The following is a 2,197-nucleotide window of genomic DNA, read 5'->3' on the forward strand; positions in this document are numbered from 1 at the left end:
CTTCGAGCCGCAGAATCTTGTTCTTCCGTTTATTCCGAGAGGCAACGCAACTGAATACCGTGAGCACGAAAGAGTGCATTGGAATTGAGCCATGTCATGCCGAAATCCAAGTCTATGCCAAAGATATCGCTGACCGTTGCCGACCAACTGTAACCACAATTACCGTCGCCGCCCGATATGCCCGTATTCCTCTCGCGGTAGCCCGGGGCGAACCCGGTTCGTCGTGAGACGGTTACACGCTTTCCCCGCGTGGGCGAGGGTCTTTCCGAAAAAGTCACTATCTTTAACCCTCCGACCGACCGCTGCAGGCAGGTCGAGGGCGGAATCAACGAAAAATACTAACCCAAACCAACTTAACTCTCTGATGAATACCGATTTGAATGCCATTGCCGGGCACTTTCGCTTCGAAGGCAAGGTGAGGACCGTGCGGCCGCTGGGCGAAGGCTTTATCAACGACACTTTTCTGGTCGAAACCGAAGACAACGGGACGCCGAACTACATCCTCCAGCGCAAAAACCGCCATATTTTCACCGACATTCCCGCCATGATGGAGAACATCCGCCGGGTGACCGACCACCTCAAAGCCAAGATCGAGGCTCGGGGCGGAGATCCCCGGCGCGAGGCGCTCACCGTCACGCCGACCGGCGACGGGAAACTCTATTATCGCGATCCGGAGGGCGAATATTGGGCCGCTTGCGAGTTTATCGACGATACGGCCGCTTATCAGCAGGCTGACACCCCGGAACTCGCTTTTCAAGGGGGAAAGGGGATCGGGCTGTTTCAGGCGATGTTGGCCGATTTCAGCGAGCCGCTGACCGACATTTTGCCCGGATTCCACAACATCCGCTACCGCTTCCAACAGTGGGACGCTGTGGTGGCCGAAGACCGCGTGGGGCGCGTCAAAGAGGTGGCCCGGGAGATCGGGTGGATCGAGGAGCGGAGGGAGGAGATGCTGCGATTCTGGTCGCTGGTCGAGACGGGGGCCATCCCGACCCGCGTGACGCATAACGATACGAAAATCAACAATATCCTGTTCGACAAACAGACCGGCGAGGTGCTCTGCGTGATCGACCTCGATACGGTGCTCTCGGCGACGTGTCTCAACGACTACGGTGACGCCATGCGGTCGTACACCAACACGGGGGCGGAGGACGATGCGGATCTCGGACGGGTGTCGATGGATATCGCGATTTTCAAGGCTTATACGGAGGGGTATCTCTCTGAGGCGCACGCTTTCCTGACGCCGACGGAGGCGGAATACCTCGCCTTCTCGGCCCGGTATATCACCTACGAACAGGTGTTGAGGTTCCTGATGGACTACATCGACGGAGACCGCTACTACAAGGTGAAGTCGCCGGAACACAACTTAGTGCGCACGCGGGCGCAGTATCGGCTGCTGCAGAGCATGGAGGCGCAGTATGCCGAGATGCAGCGGATTGTGAAAGAAACACTGGAAAAGTATGCTTAAGATTCGGAAAATCAAGGCGGGGAGCTCGCTGACGGAGCTTCCCATGCAGGAGGTGGCGTGCAACAACTGGGCGGCGGACTATCCGTATGCGCCGCGGGTGAGGTTTGCGGCGGGGCACGACGGGAAGCGGCTGCTCCTGCGGTTCGAGGTCGAGGAGGGGTGCACGGCGGCGAAGGTGACGGAGGACAACGGGCCGGTGTGGACGGATTCGGCGGTGGAGTTCTTCATCTCGTTCGACGAGAGGGGGTACTACAATTTCGAGTTCAACTGCATCGGACGGGCGCTGCTGGGGTTCCGGAAGACGAAACCGGATGTTCGGCATGCGGATGAGAGGATTATGGGGTTGATCGTACGGCGTCCGTCGCTGGGCGGGGAGCCGTTCGGGGAGCGGAGGGGCGAAAACCGCTGGACGCTGGAGGCGGAGATTCCGGCGGAGGCGTTCTTCGCGCACGATTTCAGCACGTTGGACGGCTTGTGGGCGCGGGCGAATGTCTACAAGTGCGGGGATGATCTTTCGCAGCCGCACTTCCTGTCGTGGCGGCCGATCGGGACAGAGAAACCGAATTTTCACGTCCCGGAGTACTTCGGCGAGGTGGAGTTCGAGGCGTGAGCGGCGTGCGAGCAGAGAGCGGGTAACAGAGTAGGGTATAGGCTGCCGCAGCGATGCGCAAGCATCGCCCGTCCACGGGACGTGGGGCCCGCGCGGCCCGAGCGCAGTCGAAGCTCAAC

At 59.9% G+C, this 2,197-nt stretch carries 3 protein-coding genes; 2 read left to right on the plus strand and 1 reads right to left on the minus strand.

The annotated features are described in order from the left end of the window. Positions 1-29: 29 nt before the first annotated feature. Complete coding sequence (locus QZ292_RS10315) at positions 30-278, minus strand: hypothetical protein (RefSeq protein WP_294601258.1); 249 nt, start codon at positions 276-278, stop codon at positions 30-32. Positions 279-364: 86 nt separating this feature from the next. Between QZ292_RS10315 and QZ292_RS10320 the strand changes: the two genes are divergently transcribed. Then, entirely contained in the window at positions 365-1,468 is a 1,104-nt protein-coding gene (locus tag QZ292_RS10320; RefSeq protein WP_294601260.1) for an aminoglycoside phosphotransferase family protein, read from the plus strand. Further along, complete coding sequence (locus QZ292_RS10325; RefSeq protein WP_294601263.1) at positions 1,461-2,078, plus strand: carbohydrate-binding family 9-like protein; 618 nt, start codon at positions 1,461-1,463, stop codon at positions 2,076-2,078. Before QZ292_RS10320 ends, QZ292_RS10325 begins: the two co-directional genes overlap by 8 nt. Positions 2,079-2,197 lie beyond the last annotated feature (119 nt).

Origin of the sequence: uncultured Rikenella sp. (assembly GCF_910577125.1) — a bacterium.
In the GTDB taxonomy this organism is placed as follows: domain Bacteria; phylum Bacteroidota; class Bacteroidia; order Bacteroidales; family Rikenellaceae; genus Rikenella.

Excerpts from the sequence above, each read along its gene's own strand:
- QZ292_RS10320 (WP_294601260.1), top strand. The coding sequence starts at position 365 with ATGAATACCGATTTGAATGCCATTGCCGGGCACTTTCGCTTCGAAGGC.
- QZ292_RS10325 (WP_294601263.1), top strand. The coding sequence starts at position 1,461 with ATGCTTAAGATTCGGAAAATCAAGGCGGGGAGCTCGCTGACGGAGCTT.